Source organism: Streptomyces sp. CG4 (genome assembly GCF_041080655.1).
Classification (GTDB): Bacteria; Actinomycetota; Actinomycetes; order Streptomycetales; family Streptomycetaceae; genus Streptomyces.
This window is the reverse complement of the sequence record NZ_CP163525.1, coordinates 3,804,500-3,825,136: the sequence shown is the minus strand read 5'-3', so window position 1 is coordinate 3,825,136 and position 20,637 is coordinate 3,804,500. Positions and strand designations below refer to the sequence as shown.

At 70.6% G+C, this 20,637-nt stretch carries 22 protein-coding genes; 9 read left to right on the top strand and 13 right to left on the bottom strand.

Going from position 1 to position 20,637, the window contains the following annotated elements; translation table 11 throughout:
* Complete coding sequence (locus tag AB5L52_RS17295) at positions 1-954, top strand: ABC transporter substrate-binding protein (RefSeq protein WP_351021437.1); 954 nt, start codon at positions 1-3, stop codon at positions 952-954.
* 6 nt (positions 955-960) lie between these two features.
* On the opposite strand, the gene AB5L52_RS17290 is transcribed toward AB5L52_RS17295, so the two are convergent.
* Genes AB5L52_RS17290 through AB5L52_RS17280 form a run of 3 tightly spaced genes read right to left on the bottom strand, consistent with a single transcriptional unit; the run spans position 961 to position 2,644 of the window.
* Positions 961-1,683, bottom strand: coding sequence for an isocitrate lyase/phosphoenolpyruvate mutase family protein (locus AB5L52_RS17290; RefSeq protein ID WP_351021435.1), 723 nt, complete (start codon positions 1,681-1,683; stop codon positions 961-963).
* Positions 1,680-2,078, bottom strand: a complete 399-nt coding sequence (locus tag AB5L52_RS17285; protein WP_369368909.1) for a carboxymuconolactone decarboxylase family protein — start codon at positions 2,076-2,078, stop codon at positions 1,680-1,682. The genes AB5L52_RS17290 and AB5L52_RS17285 overlap by 4 nt, the downstream gene beginning before the upstream one ends.
* A 38-nt stretch (positions 2,079-2,116) precedes the next feature.
* Entirely contained in the window at positions 2,117-2,644 is a 528-nt protein-coding gene (locus AB5L52_RS17280; RefSeq protein WP_369364888.1) for a carboxymuconolactone decarboxylase family protein, read from the bottom strand.
* A 47-nt stretch (positions 2,645-2,691) separates the two neighbouring features.
* Here AB5L52_RS17280 and AB5L52_RS17275 point away from each other — a divergent pair, with 47 nt between their 5' ends.
* Positions 2,692-4,104 (top strand): PLP-dependent aminotransferase family protein, encoded by a 1,413-nt coding sequence (locus AB5L52_RS17275; RefSeq protein WP_369364886.1) that lies wholly within the window; start codon positions 2,692-2,694, stop codon positions 4,102-4,104.
* A 119-nt stretch (positions 4,105-4,223) separates the two neighbouring features.
* Here AB5L52_RS17275 and AB5L52_RS17270 read toward each other — a convergent pair whose 3' ends face one another.
* Positions 4,224-4,511 carry a hypothetical protein gene (locus AB5L52_RS17270; protein ID WP_369364884.1) on the bottom strand — a complete coding sequence of 96 codons (288 nt, stop codon included), beginning with the start codon at positions 4,509-4,511 and terminating at the stop codon, positions 4,224-4,226.
* A gap of 11 nt (positions 4,512-4,522) precedes the next feature.
* Between AB5L52_RS17270 and AB5L52_RS17265 the strand changes: the two genes are divergently transcribed.
* Entirely contained in the window at positions 4,523-4,780 is a 258-nt protein-coding gene (locus tag AB5L52_RS17265) for a hypothetical protein (protein ID WP_369364882.1), read from the top strand.
* Positions 4,781-4,848: 68 nt separating this feature from the next.
* Here the strand turns inward: AB5L52_RS17265 and AB5L52_RS17260 are convergent, their stop codons facing one another.
* The 3 genes from AB5L52_RS17260 to rocD form a co-directional block, all read right to left on the bottom strand.
* Positions 4,849-5,679, bottom strand: a complete 831-nt coding sequence (locus AB5L52_RS17260) for a DMT family transporter (RefSeq protein ID WP_351021664.1) — start codon at positions 5,677-5,679, stop codon at positions 4,849-4,851.
* Between the two features lie 79 nt (positions 5,680-5,758).
* Complete coding sequence (locus tag AB5L52_RS17255; RefSeq protein ID WP_369364880.1) at positions 5,759-6,763, bottom strand: hypothetical protein; 1,005 nt, start codon at positions 6,761-6,763, stop codon at positions 5,759-5,761.
* 29 nt (positions 6,764-6,792) lie between these two features.
* Positions 6,793-7,998 carry an ornithine--oxo-acid transaminase gene (rocD, locus tag AB5L52_RS17250; protein WP_369364879.1) on the bottom strand — a complete coding sequence of 402 codons (1,206 nt, stop codon included), beginning with the start codon at positions 7,996-7,998 and terminating at the stop codon, positions 6,793-6,795.
* Between the two features lie 266 nt (positions 7,999-8,264).
* On the opposite strand from rocD, the gene AB5L52_RS17245 reads away from it, so the two are divergent.
* The 3 genes from AB5L52_RS17245 (at position 8,265) to AB5L52_RS17235 (ending at position 11,652) form a co-directional block, all read left to right on the top strand.
* Positions 8,265-9,716: a glycine hydroxymethyltransferase gene (locus AB5L52_RS17245; protein ID WP_351021422.1), complete on the top strand. Its 1,452-nt coding sequence runs from the start codon at positions 8,265-8,267 to the stop codon at positions 9,714-9,716.
* A 164-nt stretch (positions 9,717-9,880) separates the two neighbouring features.
* Entirely contained in the window at positions 9,881-10,897 is a 1,017-nt protein-coding gene (gene trpS, locus AB5L52_RS17240; RefSeq protein ID WP_351021420.1) for a tryptophan--tRNA ligase, read from the top strand.
* Positions 10,898-11,067: 170 nt separating this feature from the next.
* Positions 11,068-11,652 carry a 2'-5' RNA ligase family protein gene (locus AB5L52_RS17235; RefSeq protein WP_351021418.1) on the top strand — a complete coding sequence of 195 codons (585 nt, stop codon included), beginning with the start codon at positions 11,068-11,070 and terminating at the stop codon, positions 11,650-11,652.
* A 4-nt stretch (positions 11,653-11,656) separates the two neighbouring features.
* On the opposite strand, the gene AB5L52_RS17230 is transcribed toward AB5L52_RS17235, so the two are convergent.
* Positions 11,657-12,421, bottom strand: coding sequence for a decaprenylphospho-beta-D-erythro-pentofuranosid-2-ulose 2-reductase (locus AB5L52_RS17230; RefSeq protein WP_369364876.1), 765 nt, complete (start codon positions 12,419-12,421; stop codon positions 11,657-11,659).
* 116 nt (positions 12,422-12,537) lie between these two features.
* On the opposite strand from AB5L52_RS17230, the gene AB5L52_RS17225 reads away from it, so the two are divergent.
* Complete coding sequence (locus AB5L52_RS17225) at positions 12,538-13,449, top strand: YihY/virulence factor BrkB family protein (protein WP_369364874.1); 912 nt, start codon at positions 12,538-12,540, stop codon at positions 13,447-13,449.
* Here the strand turns inward: AB5L52_RS17225 and AB5L52_RS17220 are convergent.
* Positions 13,397-14,611, bottom strand: coding sequence for a D-alanyl-D-alanine carboxypeptidase (locus AB5L52_RS17220; protein ID WP_351021412.1), 1,215 nt, complete (start codon positions 14,609-14,611; stop codon positions 13,397-13,399). The two genes, AB5L52_RS17225 and AB5L52_RS17220, sit on opposite strands and share 53 nt — an antisense overlap.
* Before the next feature lie 91 nt (positions 14,612-14,702).
* On the opposite strand from AB5L52_RS17220, the gene AB5L52_RS17215 reads away from it, so the two are divergent.
* Positions 14,703-14,942 carry an SCO4848 family membrane protein gene (locus AB5L52_RS17215; RefSeq protein ID WP_351021410.1) on the top strand — a complete coding sequence of 80 codons (240 nt, stop codon included), beginning with the start codon at positions 14,703-14,705 and terminating at the stop codon, positions 14,940-14,942.
* Positions 14,943-15,181: 239 nt separating this feature from the next.
* Positions 15,182-16,726 carry an ABC transporter substrate-binding protein gene (locus AB5L52_RS17210; RefSeq protein ID WP_351021408.1) on the top strand — a complete coding sequence of 515 codons (1,545 nt, stop codon included), beginning with the start codon at positions 15,182-15,184 and terminating at the stop codon, positions 16,724-16,726.
* On the opposite strand, the gene AB5L52_RS17205 is transcribed toward AB5L52_RS17210, so the two are convergent.
* From AB5L52_RS17205 to sdhA, 4 genes are all read right to left on the bottom strand, one after another.
* Positions 16,727-17,506, bottom strand: a complete 780-nt coding sequence (locus AB5L52_RS17205) for a TetR family transcriptional regulator (protein ID WP_369364871.1) — start codon at positions 17,504-17,506, stop codon at positions 16,727-16,729.
* A 47-nt stretch (positions 17,507-17,553) separates the two neighbouring features.
* Positions 17,554-17,964: a VOC family protein gene (locus AB5L52_RS17200; protein ID WP_351021405.1), complete on the bottom strand. Its 411-nt coding sequence runs from the start codon at positions 17,962-17,964 to the stop codon at positions 17,554-17,556.
* 144 nt (positions 17,965-18,108) lie between these two features.
* Positions 18,109-18,870, bottom strand: coding sequence for a succinate dehydrogenase iron-sulfur subunit (locus AB5L52_RS17195; protein ID WP_351021403.1), 762 nt, complete (start codon positions 18,868-18,870; stop codon positions 18,109-18,111).
* On the bottom strand, positions 18,870-20,624 hold the full coding sequence (gene sdhA, locus AB5L52_RS17190; RefSeq protein ID WP_351021401.1) for a succinate dehydrogenase flavoprotein subunit: 1,755 nt from the start codon (positions 20,622-20,624) through the stop codon (positions 18,870-18,872). The genes AB5L52_RS17195 and sdhA overlap by 1 nt, the downstream gene beginning before the upstream one ends.
* Positions 20,625-20,637 lie beyond the last annotated feature (13 nt).

Here is a 20,637-nt window from a genome sequence, read left to right as displayed (position 1 = left end):
ATGCGCGCACGTACGACACTCGCGGTGGGCTCGCTGCTGTTGCTGACGGTGACCGGCTGCGGTGCCGCCGACATGACCAAGCAGGCGTCGCCCTTCGCCAACGCCCGGGGCACGAAGTCCGTGACCCTGTCCGTGCAGTCCTGGGTGGGCGCACAGTCCAACGTCGCCGTCGCCCAGTACCTCCTGGAGCACAAGCTGGGCTACCGCGTCGACACCGTCCAGGTCGACGAGGTGCCCGCCTGGGACGCGCTCAGCCAGGGCCGCGTCGACGCGATCCTGGAGGACTGGGGCCACCCGGACCAGGAGAAGCGGTACGTCGAGGACAAGAAGACCATCGCCCACGGCGGCGACCTCGGGGTCACCGGCCACATCGGCTGGTTCGTCCCCACCTACCTGGCCAAGCAGCACCCGGACATCACCGACTGGAAGAACCTGAACAAGTACGCCGACCTCTTCCGCACCGCGGAGAGCGGCGGCAAGGGCCAGCTGATGGACGGCTCCCCGTCGTACGTCACCAACGACAAGGCCCTGGTGAACAACCTGAAGCTGAACTACCAGGTCGTCTTCGCCGGCTCCGAGGCCGCCCAGATCACCCAGATGAAACAGTTCGCCAAGCAGCAGAAGCCCTTCCTGACCTACTGGTACTCACCCCAGTGGCTGTTCAAGAAGGTGCCCATGACCGAGGTGAAGCTGCCGCCGTACAAGGACGGCTGCGACGCGGACCCGGCGAAGATCACCTGCGCCTACCCGCACACCCCGCTGCAGAAGTACCTCAACGCCGGCTTCGCGAAGTCCGGCGGCAGGGCGGCGGCCTTCCTGAAGAAGTTCCAGTGGACGACCGAGGACCAGAACCAGGTCTCCCTGATGATCGCCGACGAGAAGCTGTCGCCCCAGGACGCGGCGAAGAAGTGGGTGGACAGCCACCCCGACGTATGGAAGCGATGGCTGTCCTGAACGGCCCTATCGGGCCAGGGCGTCGGCGATGTCCCGCAGGGCGGCCGTCGCCATCCGCTGGAGTCCCGGCCCGAACGTGATGCGGGTGGCCCCGAGTTCGCCGAGTGCGGTGAGCGAGGGGCCCTCGCCGTCCGGGCGGGCGTTGATGTTGACCGGGCCCTCGATCCCGGCCCGCAGCAGCGGCAGCACGTCCGCCGGGGCGGAGATCGGATAGACGCAGTCCGCGCCCGCCGCCACGTACAACGCGGCCCGCTCGATGGCCCGTTCGGGGTCCTTGTCGCCGTGCACGAAGACATCGACCCGGGCGTTGAGGAACAGCCGGTCGCCGGCGGCCGCCCGGAACTCGGCGAGGAACTCCGCCTGTTCGCGCGGGTCCTTCAGCACGCCCCCGGCCGAGTCCTCCAGGTTGCAGCCGACGGCCCCGGCCTCCAGCAGCCGCTCCACGATCTCCTTCGGCGCGAGTCCGTACCCGCGCTCTATGTCCGCCGACACCGGCACGTCCACGGACCGGGTGATCCGCGCGACCGCCGCGAACATCTCATCGGCCGGGGTCGACCCGTCCTCGTACCCGAGCGACGCGGCCACCCCTGCGCTCGGCGTGGCCAGCGCCGGGAACCCGGCCTCGACGAACACCCGGGCGCCGGCCGCGTCCCAGGGGCCGGGCAGGACCAGCGGATCGTCCTGGGCGCGCCCCAGATGCAGTGCGCGGAACTCCTCGACCTTGCTCACGGCCGGTAACCCCCTGGCGGGACTCGACGGCTGACCATCAGGCGGTTCCAGCCGTTGATGACGGCGATCAGGCCGATGAGATGGGCGAGTTCGGCCTCGGTGAAGTGTCGCGCGGCCCGCTCGTACACCTCGTCCGGCACGCCGTCGGTCAGCAGGGTGACCGCCTCGGTCAGTGCCAGCGCGGCCCGCTCCCGCTCGCTGTAGAGGTCCTCGGTCTCCTCCCAGGCGTTGAGCATCTGCACGCGATCCTCCGACTCCCCGTGCTTACGGGCCAGTTGGAGGTGCATGTCGAGGCAGAACGCGCAGTGGTTGAGCTGCGAGGCGCGGATCATCACCAGCTCGGCGAGGACCGGATCACCGAGCCCCTTCTTCGCGGCCGCGCTCAGCGCGGACATCGCCCCCGCGACCTCGCGGTCCAGTATCCGCGTACGGCTCACTTGTACTGTCCCGGCTGGTAGTGGCCGGGCATCGCGCGGGTGGTCACCCCGAACCGGTTCCACGCGTTGATCACCGTGATCCCGGCGATCAGCTGGGCCAGCTCGGCCTCCTCGAAGTGCTCGGCCGCCCTCTCGTACACCTCGTCCGGCACGAAGCCTCCCCCAGAGCCGAAAGCCTGGGAGGTGCCCCCAGTCAGGACGGTGATCGCCTCGGTCAGCTCGATCGCCGCCAGCTCCTTCGCGGTGTAGAAGTGCTTCGACTCCTCCCAGGCGCTGAGCTGCACGATCCGCTGGACGGTCTCGCCCGCCGCCAGCGCGTCCTTGGTGTGCATGTCGAGGCAGAGCGCGCAGCGGTTGAGCTGCGAGGCGCGGATCTTCACCAGCTCGTACAGCGCGGGGTCCAGGCCCTGCCTGGCCGCCGCGTCGAGCCGGATCATCGCCTTGTAGACGTCGGGCGCCAGCTGGGCCCAGTGCATGCGGGGGGTGTGCTCGGGGGCGTACTCAACGGTTTCTTCAACGCTCATGGCTTCGACCCTAGGAGCCGGGCAGCCCAGGGGTATGGTCCATTTCCATGGTGGAATCCTGGGCCACTTTCGGCATCGACCTGCACCTCGAACCGACCGGCGCGGGCGGGCTGCGCCGGGGCCTGACCGACGCGCTGCGGGACGCCGTCCGCAGCGCCCGGCTGGCCCCCGGCACCCGGCTGCCCTCCTCCCGCGCCCTCGCCGCCGACCTCGGCATCGCCCGCAACACCGTCGCCGAGGCCTACGCGGACCTGGTGGCGGAGGGCTGGCTCACCGCCCGCCAGGGCTCCGGGACCCGGGTGGCGGAACGGGCCGCCGTGCCGCCGCCGTCCACCGCCACGCCGCCCGGCGCGGGAGCCGCACCCCGCCAGGGGCAACCGGCCCGGCCGACGTACAGCCTCCTGCCCGGCAGTCCCGACCTGGCCGCCTTCCCGCGCGCCGAGTGGCTCAAGGCGGCCCGCCGCGCGCTGACCACCGCCCCGTACCACGCCCTCGGCTACGGCGACCCGCGCGGCCGCCCGGAACTGCGCACCGCCCTCGCCGGCTACCTCGCCCGCGTGCGCGGCGTCCGGACCGACCCGGAGACCATCCTGATCACCTCCGGCTTCGCGCACGCCCTGCGCATCACCGGCACGGTGCTCGCGGCGCGCGGGGTGCGCACGGTGGCGGTCGAGTCGTACGGCCTCGACGCCTACCGGGGCCTGCTCCAGCAGGCAGGCCTCGCCACCCCCGCGCTGCCCTACGACGAACTCGGCACCGACACCCGGGAGCCGGGCGACGCCGGCGCCGTCCTGCTGACCCCCGCCCACCAGTTCCCCATGGGCACACCCCTGCACCCCGACCGGCGGGCCGCGGTCGTGGACTGGGCCCGGCGCACCGGCGGACTGGTCCTGGAGGACGACTACGACGGCGAGTTCCGCTACGACCGCCAGCCCGTCGGCGCCCTCCAGGGCCTCGACCCCGACCGCGTGCTCTACTTCGGCACCGCGAGCAAGTCCCTGGCGCCCGGGCTGCGGCTGGGCTGGATGGTGCTGCCCCCGGCCCTGGCGTCGGAGGCCGCGGCGGCCAAGGGCAGCAGCGACACGGTGAGCGTCCTCGAACAGCTCACCCTGGCCGAGTTCCTCACCTCCGGCGCGTACGACCGCCACGTCCGCTCGGCCCGGCTGCGCTACCGGCGCCGCCGCGACGCCCTCGCCGCCGCCGTGACCGCCCGCGCCCCCGAGGTCACGGTCACCGGGATCGCCGCCGGCCTGCACGCGCTGCTCCGCCTCCCGGCCGGCCTGGAACAGTCCGTGATCCAGGCCGCCGCCTGGCAGGGCCTGGCCCTGCAGGGCCTCTCCGCCCACCGCCACGAGACCGCTGCCACCGAGCCCCTGGACGCCCTGGTCGTGGGCTATGCGACACCACCGGACAGCGCTTGGGCGGGGGCGTTGGACGCGCTGTGCAGGGTGTTGCCCTGAGGGCGCTGCTCGGGGTGCGAGGAGCGGGCGGGGGCTCTGCTGCGTCAGCCAGCGGTGAGGTAGGAGGGGGAGAGGAACAGCGTGGCGAAGGTGTAGGGGCCGTTGCGCTGGTCCGCAGACTACTGGCCGCGTTCCTGAGCCTTCTCCTGCCTCCCCACGGAGCGCACCGTGCCGACACGCCGCCGCCCCTCGCCGCCCCTCAGGCCGTTCCCGCACGCTGCCTCGCACCTGCGCTTCGGCCGAGGCCGTACCCGGCGGACGTCATCGCCGCCGACGGTCTGCCCCTGGTCCGGCCGTACCTCGCCGTCTGGGAACGCGAGCGTGACGAACGTGACCGGCGGCGCCTTCAGCGGAAGCGGCGTCGGGCGGCGGTGCTCGCGCCCCTGGGCCAGGACTACGCGCCGCATGAGGCCGCCGCATGAGGATGCCGCGTTTCCGCAGCATCGGTGTAGACCCGGCCACCGGCAAGGAGGCACTCGTGGTCGCGCGCCCCGGCGGTCCCCTTGAGGCGCCGGCCGACGCGCAGGCCCTGGAGACCGCCGCCGTCCTGGTGGCAGTCGTCGGTGCCGTACTGGAGGCGGGGGAGGCGTCGGACCTCGAACTCGCCGCCCTCGTACCGCCCTTGCATGCGGCGCTCGACGAATGCGTCGGCATGATCGTGGCGGACCGGGAGTGACGGTGCAGAGGTGGGTGTCCAGGTGTCGTCCTGGGCACCCACCGAGTGGCCGGTTCGAGGAGGCGGCCTCAGCCTTCTTCCGCCACCGGCGCCTCCCCGAACCGCGCGAGCAGCAGCGCCCCCGCCACCGCCACGGCGAACCCCAGCGCCGCGAGCCAGGTCAGGCCCTCGCGGGTACGGTCCCCGAGCCACACCACCCCCACCGCCGCGGGGCCGATCGTCTCGCCGATGACGAGGCCGGCCGTGGCGGTCGTGACCGACCCCCGCTGGAGCGCCGAGGTGAGCAGCACGAACGCGGCGCCGCCGCCGAGCAGCAGCGCATACGTCGCCGGGTTGGTCAGCAGGTCGGCCGGGTGCAGAGAGTCGATGAGGCGGACCGCGACCTCGACCACGCCGAACCCGCACCCGGCCCCGAGCCCCAGGAGCAACGCGCGGGTGCGCCCGCGCAGGCGGCCGCCGACTCCGCCGAGCAGCAGTACGCCCGCCGCCGCCGCGACCAGCGCGTACTTCAGCCAGCCCGGAGCGCTCCGGTCACCCTCCGTGCCGGAGGCCAGCCCGAGCATCGCCAGCCCCGCGCACACCACCCCCACGGCGGCCCACTCGATCCCGCTCAGCCGTACCCGCAGCAGCCGCGCCGCCACCAGCGCCGTCACCGCAAGGCTCGCCGCCAGCGCCGCGCCCACCGCGTAGATCGGCACCGACCGCAGCGCCGCGATCTGCAACAGGAACCCGACCCCGTCCAGCGCCAGCCCGGCGATGTACCGCCACTGCCGCAGCGCCCGCAGCAGCAGCGCGGCGTCCCCGCCACCACCTCCGTCGTCGCCCGCGGTGCGCGCGGCCATCGCCTGCAACACCGTCGCCGTACCGAAACAGACCGCCGCGCCGAGGGCGCACATCATTCCGAAGAGCACGAAGTGACTCTATGGGGTGATCCATCCGGCGGAGGGGGCGGTCCTCCGGAGGCTACGGCGCCGGGGGCTACGGCGCCGGAGGGTTCCAGCCGCCGTACGCCTGGGCGGGCGGCTGCAGGCCGGGCAGGCCGGTCATGGCCGGGCGGCGGTCGCCGGGCGCGAGCAGGCAGAGGACCACGACGCCTACGGCGATCTCCATGAGTATGGTGACGTGCTCCAGGATCATCCGTGTGGGCACGCCGTGGAAGGCGAACGGCACGTGCGCCGTGGCCAACAGCGTGAGGGTCGCCGCGCCGATGACGATCAGCGTCGCGCCGAGAGCCATCCCCAAAGCTCTCGCCAGCGGGGTCCTGATGAACGCCAGGACCGCGCTGACCACGCACAGTACGGCGATCGCCCAGCCGGTCCAGAACGGCGGAGGCGCCAGCAGGGAGTTGAGGGGGCCCTTGCCGATGAACATGTTCCAGTAGGACCCCGGTCCGTACCGGTCGGCGGTGTACTCGTGCATGTAGTACAGCTGCCAGGCAAGGGACACGAGCGCGTAGACGGCCAGGAGGACTCCCGCGGTGACGGCGGGGCCGAGCCGCGGCGGCGCGGCGGTGGCTGCGTTCCCCGTGAGCCGGCGGTCCGTCAGCGCGATGACGAGGAGAGCGATCGCCCCGAGGACCCCCGCCAGGGCGGTGAGCAGCAGCCGGGTGTGGTCCGGCGCGCCGTCGGCCCAGTCCGTGCTGAAGATCCACACCGTGGGGGTCCGGAAGGCGAGGGTGAGCAGGGCGGCCATGAGCAGGGTGCTGGGACCCACGGGCTTCCGCGCCGTGCAACAGGCGATGACGTAGACGGCCAGGAGGACCACGTCGAGGTGGTTGGTCGCCAGCAGCCCGTGGTGCTGTCCCGGGAGCATCCCCCCGGACCAGGTCCACACGGTGTCGTGCAGTCCGACGTCGCCGAAGTCCTTGACCATCCAGGCGAGTTCGAGCGCCGCCAGCACGCCGCAGACGACCGCGCCGACCAGACGCGCGGTGGACGCGGGTGCGGTGGGCACCGTGGGTGGCACCGCGTCATTCATGGCCATTCCGTCTCCCCCGGGACACACGATGATCCCTAACTCTCCAGCACCGCCCGCAGCTGCGCCAGCCCCCAGTCCAGGTCCTCCTCGGAGACGACCAGCGGCGGAGCGATCCGGATGGTGGAGCCGTGGCTGTCCTTCACCAGCACACGCCGGTCCATCAGCTTCTCCGACACCTGCCGCCCCGTGCCGAGCCTCGGGTTGATGTCCACACCCGCCCACAGCCCGCGCCCCCGTACCGCCGTGACCCGACCGGTGCCGAGCAGCCCGCCCAGCTCGCGGTGCAGCCGCGCCCCCAGCTCGGCCGCCCGCGCCTGGAACTCGCCCGTCCGCAGCATCGCGATCACCTCCAGCGCCACCGCGCAGGCCAGCGGATTCCCGCCGAACGTCGACCCGTGCTCGCCCGGCCGGAACACGCCGAGCACCGCCGCGCTCGACACCACCGCCGAAACCGGCAGGATCCCGCCGCCCAGCGCCTTGCCCAGCACATACATGTCCGGGACCACCCCTTCGTGCTCGCACGCGAAGGTCCGCCCGGTCCGGCCGAGACCCGACTGGATCTCGTCGGCGACGAAGAGCACGTTCCGCTGCCGGGTCAGCTCCCGGACGGCCGGGAGGTAGCCGGCCGGCGGCACGATCACCCCGTTCTCGCCCTGGATCGGCTCCAGCAGCACCGCGACGGTGTTCTCCGTCAGCGCCTCCCGCATCGCCGTCAGATCCCCGTACGGCACGATCTGGAACCCCGGCGTGTACGGCCCGAAGTCCGCCCGCGCCTCCGGGTCGGTGGAGAAGCTGATGATCGTCGTCGTACGACCGTGGAAGTTGCCGCCCGCGACCACGATCTTCGCCATCTCCGCGGGCACCCCCTTCACCCGGTACCCCCACTTCCGGGCCGTCTTCACCGCGCTCTCCACCGCCTCCGCGCCGGTGTTCATCGGCAGCACCATCTCCATCCCGCACAGTTCGGCCAGCTCCGAGCAGAACGCGGCGAACCGGTCGTGCAGAAAGGCGCGGGAGGTCAGCGTCACCCGCTCCAGCTGCGCCTTCGCCGCCTCGATCAGCCGCCGGTTGCCGTGCCCGAAGTTCAGCGCCGAGTAACCGGCCAGCAGATCCAGATACCGCCGCCCCTCCACATCGGTCATCCACGCCCCCTCGGCCGTGGCCACGACGACCGGCAGCGGGCGGTAGGTGGGCGCGCAGTGCGCCTCGGCGGCGGCGACGAGGTCTTCAGCAGCGGTCATGGCCTCTCCCGGATCCGGCGGGAACACGACGGTGGGCTCCTTCCTATCCTCGCTCGCATGGTGGACGAGGGCCTGCCACGCCGGGCACGCCCGGTAGGCTGACCAGCGGGCCGTGACTGGCGCGCGGGGCTCTGCCGTGACGGCAGAGCCCAGGATGGGACGGACCATCGGGGAGCGGCCCTAGTGTGATGTGTGCCGTGCGCCTGGGCCGAACGTGAACGCAGTACGCAACGTGAACGCTGTACGCACGCCGTCCGGAGGTCCTCATGCCAGAGCAGCAATCCCTCTCCACCGAGTCCACCGCCTTCCGCGCCGCCCTCGACGTCATCCGCACCGTCGAACCGCGCATCGCCGACGCCATCGGTCAGGAGGTCGCCGACCAGCGCGAGATGCTCAAGCTGATCGCCTCCGAGAACTACGCCTCCCCGGCGACCCTGCTGGCGATGGGCAACTGGTTCAGCGACAAGTACGCCGAGGGCACCATCGGCCGCCGCTTCTACGCCGGCTGCCGCAACGTCGACACCGTGGAGACGCTGGCCGCCGAGCACGCGCGCGAGCTCTTCGGCGCCCGCCACGCCTACGTCCAGCCGCACTCCGGCATCGACGCCAACCTCGTCGCCTTCTGGGCCGTCCTCGCCGACCGGGTCGAGGCCCCCTTCCTGGAGAAGGCCGGCGCCCGCCAGGTCAACGACCTCTCCGAGGCCGACTGGGCCGAGCTGCGCCAGGCCTTCGGCAACCAGCGCATGCTCGGCATGTCCCTGGACGCCGGCGGCCACCTCACCCACGGTTTCCGCCCGAACATCTCCGGCAAGATGTTCGATCAGCGCTCCTACGGCACCGACCCGGCCACCGGCCTCGTCGACTACGACGCGCTGCGCGCCCAGGCCCGCGAGTTCAAGCCGCTGATCATCATCGCCGGCTACTCGGCCTACCCGCGGCTGGTGAACTTCCGGATCATGCGCGAGATCGCCGACGAGGTCGGCGCGACCCTGATGGTCGACATGGCCCACTTCGCGGGCCTGGTCGCCGGCAGGGTCTGCACCGGCGACTTCGACCCGGTCCCGCACGCCCAGATCGTCACCACCACCACGCACAAGTCGCTGCGCGGCCCGCGCGGCGGCATGGTGCTGTGCGACGACTCCCTCAAGGACCAGGTCGACCGCGGCTGCCCGATGGTCCTCGGCGGCCCGCTGCCGCACATCATGGCCGCCAAGGCCGTCGCCCTGGCCGAGGCCCGGCAGCCCGCCTTCCAGGACTACGCCCAGCGCATCGTCGACAACTCCCGCGCCCTCGCCGAAGGCCTCATGCGGCGCGGCGCCACGCTGGTGACCGGCGGCACGGACAACCACCTCAGCCTGATCGACGTCGCGACCTCCTACGGCCTCACCGGCCGGCAGGCCGAGGCCGCCCTGCTGGACTCCGGCATCGTCACCAACCGCAACGCCATCCCGGCCGACCCCAACGGCGCCTGGTACACCTCCGGCATCCGCATCGGCACCCCGGCCCTGACCACCCGTGGCCTGGGCACGGCGGAGATGGACGAGGTGGCGGGCCTCATCGACCGCGTCCTGACCACCACCGAGCCGGGCACCACCAAGTCGGGCGCCCCGAGCAAGGCCGCCCACGTACTGGACGAGAAGATCGCGGACGAGATCTCCCACAGGGCGACGGACCTGGTGGCAGGCTTCCCGCTCTACCCGGAGATCGACCTGGGCTGATAGACGCCCTGCGGGGCAGCCGACCCAGGGGCGCGGGGCCGCATCAATGTGCGGCTCCGCCGCGGGGCGCGACCAGCCCACCACGGTCCGCAGCCCCCACGCCCCCGAGCCACCCCCCACCTCACGGGCCAATCCCACCCCGAGCCTCTGAGAGAATGGGCAACATGGCCACCGCTGACCAACCCCGCGTGCTGTCCGGCATCCAGCCCACCGCCGGCTCGTTCCACCTCGGCAACTATCTCGGCGCCGTCCGCCAGTGGGTGGCCCTGCAGGAGTCCCACGACGCGTTCTACATGGTCGTCGACCTGCACGCGATCACGGTCCCGCAGGACCCGAAGGAGCTGCGGGCCAACACCCGGCTCGCCGCGGCCCAGCTGCTGGCCGCCGGTCTGGACCCGGACCGCTGCACGCTCTTCGTCCAGAGCCATGTCTCCGAGCACGCCCAGCTCGCCTGGATCATGAACTGCCTGACCGGCTTCGGCGAGGCGAGCCGCATGACCCAGTTCAAGGACAAGTCCGCCAAGCAGGGCGCCGACCGGGCCTCCGTCGGCCTGTTCACGTATCCGATCCTGCAGGTCGCCGACATCCTGCTGTACCAGGCGAACGAGGTGCCGGTCGGCGAGGACCAGCGCCAGCACATCGAGCTGACCCGCGACCTGGCCGAGCGCTTCAACGGCCGCTTCGGCCAGACGTTCACGATCCCGTCGCCGTACATCCTGAAGGAGACGGCGAAGATCTACGACCTGCAGGACCCGTCGATCAAGATGAGCAAGTCGGCGTCCACGCCGAAGGGCCTGGTCAACCTGCTCGACGAGCCGAAGACCACCGCCAAGAAGGTCAAGAGCGCCGTCACCGACACCGACACCGTGATCCGTTACGACGCGGAGAACAAGCCGGGCGTGTCGAACCTCCTCACCATCTACTCCACGCTCACCGGCAAGTCGATCGCCGAGCTGGAGCAGGACTACGAGGGCAAGATGTACGGCGCCCTCAAGACCGACCTCGCCGACGTCATGGTCGAGTTCGTGACGCCGTTCCGGGAGCGCACCCAGCACTACCTGGACGACTCCGAGACGCTCGACTCGATCCTCGCCAAGGGCGCGGAGAAGGCGCGCGCGGTCGCCGCGGAGACGCTGGCGCAGGCCTATGAGCGGGTCGGTTTCCTGCCGGCGAAGCACTGAGACGCACACACCGGCGCTGCGGCGCACGACCGTACACACGTCCGAGTGGGCGGAGCGCTGCACATCACTTCCGCTGCGCCTGCCCACAGGACATCCATAGCCGTACAGTCGATAGCCGACGGCCCGGTGAGACGGCCGAGAAGACCACAGACGCGACGACAGGAGACGACGTGGGGACCGTAACGATCGGCGTGTCGATCGCGGTCCCGGAGCCTCACGGCAGCCTGCTCCAGGAGCGGCGCGCGGGCTTCGGCGACCCCGCGGCTCACGGCATCCCCACGCATGTCACGCTGCTGCCGCCGACCGAGATCGAGGAGCCGGAGCTGCCGGCCGTCGAGGCGTATCTCACCGAGGTCGCCGGGGCCGGCCGGCCGTTCCCGATGCGGCTGTCGGGCACCGGCACGTTCCGTCCGCTGTCCCCGGTGGTCTACGTCCGTGTCGTCCAGGGCGCCGAGGACTGCACCTGGCTGCAGCAGCGGGTGCGGGACGCGTCCGGGCCGCTGGCGCGCGAGCTGCAGTTCCCGTACCACCCGCATGTCACGGTCGCGCACGGCATCGACGAGGCGGCGATGGACCGCGCCTTCGCGGAGCTCGCCGGCTTCGACGCACAGTGGCCGTGCACCGGCTTCGCGCTCTACGAACAGGGCACCGACCTGATCTGGCGCAAGCTGCGGGAGTACACGTTCGGAGTGTCGGTGGTACCGCCTCAGCCGGGCCACGCGGACATCGAACGCGGGACGATCGCGAGCCTGTAGCCCCCTACAGCGGCAGCCTGCGGAACAGCGCCCGCGGGATGTGCCGCAACGCCGACATCACCACGCGCAGCGCGCCCGGTACCCACACCGCTTCACAACGGCGGCGCAGGCCCAGCTCGATGGCCGTGGCGACGGCCTCCGGGGTGGTGGCGAGGGGGATGCGGTCCCGGCCGGCCATCCCCGTGGTACGGACGTGTCCGGGGCGTACGACCATGACGTGCACGCCGGTGCCGTGGAGGGCGTCGCCGAGGCCCTGGGCGAAGGCGTCCAGGCCGGCCTTGCTGGAGCCGTAGATGAAGTCGGCGCGGCGGGCCCGCTCGCCGGCGACGGAGGACAGCACCACGAGCGAGCCATGGCCCTGGGTCTGCAGGGCGCGGGCGGCGACCAGGCCCGCGCTGACGGCGCCGGTGTAGTTGGTCTGGGCGACCCGGACGGCGCGTACCGGGTCGCGCTCGTCGTGGGCCTGGTCGCCGAGGATGCCGAAGGCGAGCAGCACCAGGTCGATGTCGCCCTCGGCGAAGACCTTGCCGAGGACACTCTCGTGGGACTCGGGGTCGAGGGCGTCGAAGGCGACGGTGCGGGTGTCCGCACCGAGGGTGCGCAGCTGCTCGGCGGCCTGGTCCAGGGCCGGCGAGGGGCGGCCCGCCAGCCACACCGTGCGCGCGCCGCGAGCGATCAGCCGGCGAGCGGTGGCCAGCGCGATCTCGGACGTGCCGCCGAGGACGAGCAGCGACTGGGGAAGCCGGAGGGCGGCTGAGGATGCAGGCATGACGGTGACCGTATCGCCCTGATATGAGTGGTTAGTTACTGAACATTCGCCCGCTCCACACAATGGGTGATTAGTGGGATGTCTTACGAGTGTGCCGTCAGGGGCAGGAACGGATCATGGACTGGCTGAAGAGACTCCCCGGCATCGGGCCGCTCGTCGTCCGGCTGATGGAGACGCATGCGTGGCACGCCTACGAGCGGCTGGACCGGGTGAAGTGGACGCGGCTGGCCGCGGCCATGACGTTCATCAGCTTCGTGTCGCTGTTCCCGCTGCTGACCCTGGTCGCCGCGGTCAGCGCCGCCACGCTCAGCGCGGACCGGCAGAAGACGGTCGAGCTCAAGATCTCCGAGCAGTTCCCCGGCGTCGTCTCCGACCAGCTGGACCTCACCTCGCTCGTCCACAACGCCGGCACCGTCGGTGTCATCGCGGGCGCCGTGCTGCTGTTCACCGGCATCGGCTGGGTCGGTCAGATGCGGGACTGTCTGCGCGCGGTGTGGCAGCTGCCGGACCGGCAGCAGAACCCGGTGGTGGCCAAGGCCAAGGACGCCGGCATCCTGCTCGGCCTCGGCGGGGCGCTGCTCGTCACGCTCGCCGCGTCCACGTTCGCCTCGGCCGCCGTCGGCGTCGTCTCCCGCCATCTCGGCCTGGCCGCGTACGGCTGGGGCAGTGTGCTGCTGCGGATCGCCGCGTTCGCCGTCGCCGTGCTCGCCGACTTCCTGGTGCTGGTCTACGTCCTGACCCTGCTGCCCGGCGTCGAGCCGCCGCGTCGCCGCCTGGTGGTGGCCGCACTGCTCGGGGCGGTCGGCTTCGAACTGCTCAAGCTGCTGCTCAGCGGCTATATCCAGGGGGTCGCCGCGAAGAGCATGTACGGCGCGTTCGGCGTCCCCGTCGCCCTGCTGCTGTGGATCAACTTCACCGCGAAACTGGTCCTGTTCTGCGCCGCATGGACGGCGACGCAGAACGGCGGGAACGGCCTCAGGGACGCGGCCGACGGCGCATCAGGTCCGGCAGCGGCCACCGGCGATTGATCAGGAACGCCGCGCCCGCGAGCAGGACCAGCACCCCGCCCGCGATGGCCGCGGCGGTGCCGACGCCGCCGGAGCCGGTGGTGTCGCCGGCCACCGGCCTGGACCCGGACCCGTGGTTCCGCGCGGACTGCCCGGCCGAGGCGCCGGGGCTCGGCAGGGCGCTCTTCGGCGGCACCAGCTCACCCACCGGGTTGACCTTGCCGGCCGCCTGGAAGCCCCAGTCGAACAGCTTGGCCGTCTCCTTGTAGACCTCGTTGTGCTCGTGCTTCGCCGGGTTCATCACCGTGACCAGCAGCACCCTGCCGTTCCGCTCGGCGACCCCGGTGAACGTGGCGCCCGCGTTGGTGGTGTTGCCGTTCTTCACCCCCGCGATGCCCTGGTACACGGGCACGTCGGGGTCGCCGCTCAGCAGCCGGTTGGTGTTGCGGATCTCGTGGTCCCCGAACCTGGCGCTCACGGTCGAGCAGTAGTCGCGGAAGTCCTTCTTCTGCAGCCCGGAGCGGGCGATCAGCGTCAGGTCGTACGCCGACGACAGCTGACCCGGCTCGTCGTAGCCGTCGGGCGAGATCACGTGGGTGTCCCGGGCCTGCAGCTCGTCGGCGTGGTCCTGCATGTCCTTGACGGTCTGCGCGACCCCGTCGTTCATCGCGGACAGCACGTGCACGGCGTCGTTGCCGGAGCGGAGGAAGACACCGAGCCACAGGTCGTGGACGTTGTAGGTCAGGCCCTCCTTTATCCCGACCACGCTGGAGCCCTCGCCCATGCCCGCGAGGTCGGACGGCGCCACCTTGTGCTGCATGGTCTTCGGGAACCGGGGCAGCAGGGTGTCCGCGAACAGCATCTTCAGCGTGCTGGCCGGCGGCAGCTGCCAGTGCGCGTTGTGCGCGGCGAGCACGTCGCCGGACTCGGCGTCGGTGACGATCCAGGAGCGGGCGGTGATGTCCTTGGGCAGGTCGGGCACGCCCGGAGCGGCATTGACCTGGGTGCCGGGCTGACCGAGCCGTTCGCCGCCCACCGTCGACATACGGGCCGGGGGAGTGGCCGTGGCACTCGTCGAGGGGGTCGGGGCGGCGAGCGCGACGGGCGTACCGACGGACAGGGACAGCAGGGTGGCGGAGGTGACCAGCAGGGATCGACGGCCGGTCTGCTTCGGAGCGGGCACGGACGAGAACGTACCCGGCGCGGACCGTGAAGTCCCGCTTCCGACCCCACCCCCGACACGGAACCGGACAGAGGCCAGCGATACTGGCCTCATGAAGCTCAGCCGCCCCGTCTCCTGGTTCCTGCTCGCCTTCGGGGTGTGGAGCTGGGTCATCTGGGTCACTTTCGTCAAGAACCTCGTCAAGGACAGCAGCGGGCTCGCCTTCGACCACGGTCACCCGACCGCGTACTTCTGGGTCCACCTGCTGCTGGCGGTCGTTTCCTTCGTATTGGGGACGGTCATCGGGGTCATCGGGTTGCGCGGACTGCGCGCACTGCGCCGGATGTCATAGCGGCGCGAACCTCTCCCACCCCGAGCGGGGAACCGCTCCCACACCTGTGAAGGCGCTGTGGAACCGGCCGGAACAGCGCCTCGGTAAGTTCTTGCACAACTGGTTCAGAAAGCCCTTCCCCCGGCTGAAACAGGTGTGATTAGGTGAGCCGCGCCACTAGGGGAGTGGCGAAATCGTGCTGGCCAGGGGTAGGGCCTTGTGAAGGGCCTGGGGAGGGCACCACCATGCGATCTGTTCGCATGCGCATTCTCGTGACGCTGCTCGCACTCGCGGTCGTGGGAATCGGCGGCTGGCAACTGCTGCCGTCGCAGGAGAACAAGAACAAGACGATCACGGTCGGTACGACGGACGCCGTCACGGACCTCGACCCGGCCGGTGCCTACGACGCCGGTTCCTGGGCGTTGTTCAGCAATGTCTTCCAGTCGCTGCTGACGTTCGAGCCGGGCGGTGTCGCTCCGGTCCCGGACGCGGCGCAGAGCTGCGACTTCCAGGGCGCGGGCCTGCGGACGTACCGGTGCACCCTGCGCCCCGGGATCACCTTCCCGAGCGGCCGGCAGATGACCGCCGAGGACGTGAAGTACTCCTTCGACCGGGTCAAGAGGATCAACTCCGATGTCGGCCCGGCGTCGCTGTTCGCCACGCTCACCTCGGTGACCGCCGACAACGCCACCACGGTCACCTTCCATCTCGGCTCGGCGGACGCCACCTGGCCGCTGAAGGTCGCCACCGGCGCCGGGTCGATCGTGGACAAGGACGCGTATCCGGCGGACTCCCTGCGCACCGGCACCGGTGCCGACGGCACCGGCCCGTACACGCTGACGTCGTACACCAAGGACCAGCGGGCCGAACTCGCCCCGAACAAGCGCTACAAGGGCTACCTCGGCGGCATCGGCCGCCCGATCGAGCTGCGCTACTACACCGACTCCGAGAAGCTCGACGGCGCCTGGAAGGGCAAGGAGATCGACGTCGCGACCCGGACCCTGTCGCCGGGCGTGCTCTCCGCGCTGAACCCGAGCGACCCCAACAAGCGCGTCACCGAGTCCGACAGCGCCGAGACCCGCAACCTGTACCTCAACACCCGCACGGGCTCCCCGCTGCACGACGTACGGGTGCGCCGCGCGCTGGCCTGGCTGGTCAACCGCGAGCAGCTGGCCGCGCAGGTCTACCAGGGCACCGTCGACCCCCTGTACTCGCTGATCCCGACCGGCATCACCGGCCACACCACCTCGTTCTTCGACAGCTATCCGACGCAGAGCGTCAGCAAGGCCCGCGCGCTGCTCACCCAGGCCGGGGTGAGCCTGCCGGTGCGCTTCACCTTCGGCTACGGCATCGGCCGGGGCACGGGCAAGGAGGAGGCGGCGGCGCTGAAGAAGCAGCTGGAGGCGGGCGGCCTGTTCCAGGTGGACGTCCAGGGGTACGAGTGGACCGACTTCCAGAAGCGCTGGGCCGCCGGGAAGATGGACGCCTGGGCGGTCGGCTGGGTGGCCGACTATCCCGACCCGGACACCTTCGGCGCCGCGCTCGTCGGCTCCGGCTCCACGATGAGCACCGGCTACAGCAACAAGCTGGTCGACCATCTCATCCTGGACAGCCAGCAGTACGCCGACCGCAGCCGGGCCGCGAACGACTTCAGGGACATCCAGCGGGACGTCGCCCAGGACGTCCCGCTGGTCCCGCTGTGGCAGCGCAAGGAGTACGTGGTCAGCACCGAGGACGTGGGCGGCAGCCAGTACCTGGACGACGGCACGGGCGTCTTCCGCCTGTGGCGTCTGCAGTGGATCTGATCAGCCGTCTTCCTGCTCGCGCCCCTTGGTCCCCCTGGTCTCCCCGGTCCCCCTGGTCCGTGGATCCGGCAGTGCCTTCGTCATGCCGGGCAGGAAGTCCGTGAACAGTTCGTGGATCTCCAGGACCAGGGGGCGCAGGACGCGGAAGCGGGCGAGCGCCACTCCGCGGGCGGTCAGCCGGGCGCCGCGCCGGGCCAGGCGGTAGCTGCGTTCGCGGCCCTCCGTGCGGTCGAAGATCCAGTACAGGACCAGTCCCATCTGGGCGAGCCACATCAACTCCGGGAGGACGTCCCGCAGTTCGGGCGCGACCTTGGACCTGGAGCCGGCCAGCACCTCCCGGTGGATGGCGATGGCCTGCTCGCGGGCGTGCTCGCTCTCCGGCGAGAAGGGGCTGAGCGGGCTGTCGGGGTCGGCGGCGTTCTTGAAGAACTGCACGGCGAACTCGTGATAGGGGCGGGCGATGTCGAGCCAGCCGGTCAGCACGCCCGCGAGCCGCGCCTCCAGGTCGGTCTCCCGGTCCAGGACCTCGCGGACGGCCGCCTGCTGCTCGGCGGCGATCCGGTCGTAGAAGCCCTGGATCAGGTGTTCCTTGCCCGCGAAGTAGTAGTAGGCGTTGCCGACGGAGACGCCGGCCTCCTTGGCGATGGCCCGCATGGTGGTCTTGTCGTACCCGCGCTCCTGGAACAACCGCATCGCGGTCTGGAGGATCAGCGCACGGGTCTGCTCGGACTTGCTGCTGGGGAGACCGGCCGCCTCGGGACCGTCGTTGTTCGCGGGCACGCCAATGAGCCTAACGAGTGCCGAGGGCACTCTCCGACCAGGTCGGTTCAGCCCCTGCGGCCCAGCTCCCGGCGCTTGGTGTAGTCCGTGAAGCCGAGGACGTTGCCCCAGGGGTCGGCGATCTCCACCGTCCAGCCGGTGGCTTCCTGGAACGCCTCGTCCAGCGCCGTGATGCCGGCGTCGGCCAGCTCCCGCGCCGCCACCCGCGCGTCGGGCACCTCCAGCCAGATGCGCGGCGAGTGCCACGGCGGCGTCCGGTGCCCCAGTGCCGCCTCGGCGCGCAGCAGGATTCCGGGCGTCTCCGCGCCGACCTTCACCAGCGCGATCCCGGCCTCGTCGAACCGGAACCCCACGGTGAACCCGGCCCGTTCGTAGAAGTCGACGGCCTCGCCGAGGTCGCCGACGGGCAGCAGCACGTTGTCGAAGCCGAGCAGTTCGTACGACTCTTTGTCTGACATGTCGTCAGATTAGAACCGTCGAGCAGGGAAACCCGTCAACAGCGTGGCGAAATGCGGCAAAAACGCCCGAGGGCCCTGCTTCCAGAGGATCGGAAGCAGGGCCCTCGGCCCACTTGGGAAGGATCGGTGAAGATCCCGTGAAGATCAGTAACGGCGGGTGATCAGCGCGCGCTTCACTTCCTGGATCGCCTTGGTGACCTCGATACCGCGCGGGCAGGCGTCCGTGCAGTTGAAGGTCGTCCGGCAACGCCACACGCCGTCACGGTCGTTGAGGATCTCCAGGCGCTGCTCGCCCGCCTCGTCCCGGCTGTCGAAGATGAAGCGGTGGGCGTTCACGATCGCGGCCGGACCGAAGTACTGGCCGTCGTTCCAGAACACCGGGCAGGAGGACGTGCAGGCCGCGCAGAGGATGCACTTCGTCGTGTCGTCGAAGCGCTCACGGTCCTCGGCGGACTGCAGCCGCTCGCGCGTCGGCTCGTTCGTGTCCTTGGTGACCAGGAACGGCATGACGTCCCGGTACGCCTGGAAGAACGGCTCCATGTCCACGACCAGGTCCTTCAGGACCGTCAGGCCCTTGATGGGCTCGACCGTGATCGGCTTCTCGGGGTTGATGTCCTTGATCAGCGTCTTGCAGGCAAGGCGGTTCTTGCCGTTGATCCGCATCGCGTCCGAGCCGCAGATGCCGTGCGCGCACGAGCGGCGGAAGGTGAGAGTGCCGTCGACGTCCCACTTGATCTTGTGGAGGCCGTCGAGGACGCGCTCCTTGGGGTCGATCTCCAGCTGGAAGTCTTCCCAGACCGCCTCCGCGGAGACCTCCGGGTTGAACCGGCGGACGCGGAACGTGACGGTGATGTAAGGGGACGCGGCGGACTCCGCCTCCACCTTGTCCAGAACGGGGGTAGCCATCAGTACTTACGCTCCATCGGCTGGTAGCGGGTCTGGACGACCGGCTTGTAGTCGAGACGGATGGACTCGGCGCCGTCGTCGCCCACCTCGCGGTACGCCATGGTGTGGCGCATGAAGTTGACGTCGTCGCGGTTGGGGTAGTCCTCGCGGTAGTGACCGCCGCGGGACTCCTTGCGGGCCAGGGCGGAGACGGCCATGACCTCGGCCAGTTCGAGCAGGTTGCCCAGCTCGATGGCCTCCAGCAGGTCCGTGTTGAACCGCTTGCCCTTGTCCTGGATCGAGACGTTCTTGTAGCGCTCGCGCAGCTCGGCGATCTTCTCGACGGCCGTCTTGATCGTCTGCTCGGTGCGGAACACCATGACGTTGGCGTCCATGGTCTCCTGCAGCTCCTTGCGGAGCGTGGCCACCCGCTCGTTGCCGGTGGACTCGCGCAGCCGCTCGATCTGCTCGACGACGAACGACTCCGGGTTCTCCGGCAGCTCGACGAAGTCCGCCGTGTGGGCGTACTCGGCGGCGGCGATGCCGGCGCGGCGGCCGAAGACGTTGATGTCCAGCAGCGAGTTGGTGCCGAGGCGGTTGGCGCCGTGCACGGAGACACAGGCGACCTCGCCGGCCGCGTACAGACCCGGGACGACCGTGGTGTTGTCCGACAGGACCTCACCCTCGACGTTCGTCGGGATGCCGCCCATCGCGTAGTGCGCGGTCGGCTGGATCGGGATCGGGTCCGTGTACGGCTCGATGCCGAGGTAGGTCCGCGCGAACTCGGTGATGTCCGGCAGCTTGGCGTCCAGCTGCTCCGGCGGGAGGTGCGTCAGGTCGAGGTAGACGTGGTCGCCCTCGGGACCACAGCCACGGCCCTCGCGGATCTCCGTGTAGATGGAGCGGGAGACCACGTCACGCGAGGCGAGGTCCTTCATGACCGGCGCGTACTTCTCCATGAAGCGCTCGCCGTCCTTGTTGCGGAGGATGCCGCCCTCACCACGGGCGCCCTCCGTCAGCAGGATGCCCATGCGCCAGATGCCGGTCGGGTGGAACTGGAAGAACTCCATGTCCTCCAGCGGCAGACCCCGGCGGTAGCACGCGGCCTGGCCGTCACCCGTCAGGGTGTGCGCGTTGGAGGTCACCTTGAAGAACTTGCCGGTGCCGCCGGAGGCGTAGATGACTGCCTTCGCCTGGAAGACGTGGATCTCACCGGTGGCCAGCTCGTAGGCGATTACACCGGCGGAGTGCTTGACCCCGTCGACCTCGGTGATCAGCTGGTCCAGGACGTAGAACTCGTTGAAGAACTCCACGCCTTCCTTGACGCAGTTCTGGTACAGCGTCTGGAGGATCATGTGGCCGGTGCGGTCCGCGGCGTAGCAGGACCGGCGGACCGGGGCCTCGCCGTGGTTGCGGGAGTGACCGCCGAAGCGGCGCTGGTCGATCGTCCCGTCGGGCGTCCGGTTGAACGGCAGGCCCATCTTCTCCAGGTCGAGGACGGCGTCGATGGCCTCCTTCGCCAGGATCTCGGCGGCGTCCTGGTCGACCAGGTAGTCACCGCCCTTGACCGTGTCGAAGGTGTGCCACTCCCAGTTGTCCTCCTCCACGTTGGCGAGCGCGGCGGCCATACCGCCCTGCGCGGCGCCCGTGTGGGAGCGGGTGGGGTAGAGCTTGGTCAGCACGGCGGTGCGGCTGCGCTTCGTCGACTCGATGGCCGCGCGCATGCCCGCGCCACCGGCGCCGACGATGACGGTGTCGTACTTGTGGATCTTCATGATTCTCGCAGCC

Coding starts and splice junctions, on each gene's coding strand:
- AB5L52_RS17295 (WP_351021437.1), top strand. CDS start 1: ATGCGCGCACGTACGACACTCGCGGTGGGCTCGCTGCTGTTGCTGACG.
- AB5L52_RS17285 (WP_369368909.1), bottom strand. CDS start 2,078: ATGTCCGCGCTGAGCGCGGCCGCGAAGAAGGGGCTCGGTGATCCGGTC.
- AB5L52_RS17280 (WP_369364888.1), bottom strand. CDS start 2,644: ATGAGCGTTGAAGAAACCGTTGAGTACGCCCCCGAGCACACCCCCCGC.
- AB5L52_RS17275 (WP_369364886.1), top strand. CDS start 2,692: ATGGTGGAATCCTGGGCCACTTTCGGCATCGACCTGCACCTCGAACCG.
- AB5L52_RS17270 (WP_369364884.1), bottom strand. CDS start 4,511: ATGCGGCGCGTAGTCCTGGCCCAGGGGCGCGAGCACCGCCGCCCGACG.
- AB5L52_RS17265 (WP_369364882.1), top strand. CDS start 4,523: ATGAGGATGCCGCGTTTCCGCAGCATCGGTGTAGACCCGGCCACCGGC.
- AB5L52_RS17260 (WP_351021664.1), bottom strand. CDS start 5,679: ATGATGTGCGCCCTCGGCGCGGCGGTCTGTTTCGGTACGGCGACGGTG.
- AB5L52_RS17255 (WP_369364880.1), bottom strand. CDS start 6,763: ATGGCCATGAATGACGCGGTGCCACCCACGGTGCCCACCGCACCCGCG.
- rocD (WP_369364879.1), bottom strand. CDS start 7,998: ATGACCGCTGCTGAAGACCTCGTCGCCGCCGCCGAGGCGCACTGCGCG.
- AB5L52_RS17245 (WP_351021422.1), top strand. CDS start 8,265: ATGCCAGAGCAGCAATCCCTCTCCACCGAGTCCACCGCCTTCCGCGCC.
- trpS (WP_351021420.1), top strand. CDS start 9,881: ATGGCCACCGCTGACCAACCCCGCGTGCTGTCCGGCATCCAGCCCACC.
- AB5L52_RS17230 (WP_369364876.1), bottom strand. CDS start 12,421: ATGCCTGCATCCTCAGCCGCCCTCCGGCTTCCCCAGTCGCTGCTCGTC.
- AB5L52_RS17225 (WP_369364874.1), top strand. CDS start 12,538: ATGGACTGGCTGAAGAGACTCCCCGGCATCGGGCCGCTCGTCGTCCGG.
- AB5L52_RS17215 (WP_351021410.1), top strand. CDS start 14,703: ATGAAGCTCAGCCGCCCCGTCTCCTGGTTCCTGCTCGCCTTCGGGGTG.
- AB5L52_RS17210 (WP_351021408.1), top strand. CDS start 15,182: ATGCGCATTCTCGTGACGCTGCTCGCACTCGCGGTCGTGGGAATCGGC.
- AB5L52_RS17200 (WP_351021405.1), bottom strand. CDS start 17,964: ATGTCAGACAAAGAGTCGTACGAACTGCTCGGCTTCGACAACGTGCTG.
- AB5L52_RS17195 (WP_351021403.1), bottom strand. CDS start 18,870: ATGGCTACCCCCGTTCTGGACAAGGTGGAGGCGGAGTCCGCCGCGTCC.
- sdhA (WP_351021401.1), bottom strand. CDS start 20,624: ATGAAGATCCACAAGTACGACACCGTCATCGTCGGCGCCGGTGGCGCG.